The sequence below is a fragment of the Enterobacter sp. SCRI0065 genome, assembly GCF_059766475.1.
The window spans coordinates 1-252 of the sequence record NZ_JCBAJB010000062.1; the positions used below are offsets into that span (position 1 = coordinate 1).

Here is a 252-nt window from a genome sequence, read left to right on the forward strand (position 1 = left end):
TGCCGCCGTGAAAGGGCGGAGTCCTAACCGCTAGACGAAGGGGACACGATGTGTCACGACTTCGTAGCCGTCTTGCTCATTACTTTCATCAGACAATCTGTGTGGACACTACAAAGGCAGGTTCTTTTAGGTAAGGAGGTGATCCAACCGCAGGTTCCCCTACGGTTACCTTGTTACGACTTCACCCCAGTCATGAATCACAAAGTGGTAAGCGCCCTCCCGAAGGTTAAGCTACCTACTTCTTTTGCAACC

At 51.2% G+C, this 252-nt stretch carries 1 rRNA gene; it reads right to left on the minus strand.

The annotated features are described in order from the left end of the window. Positions 1 to 131 precede the first annotated feature (131 nt). A 16S ribosomal RNA gene (locus tag AC6EMZ_RS23455) occupies positions 132 to 252 on the minus strand; the annotation flags it as partial.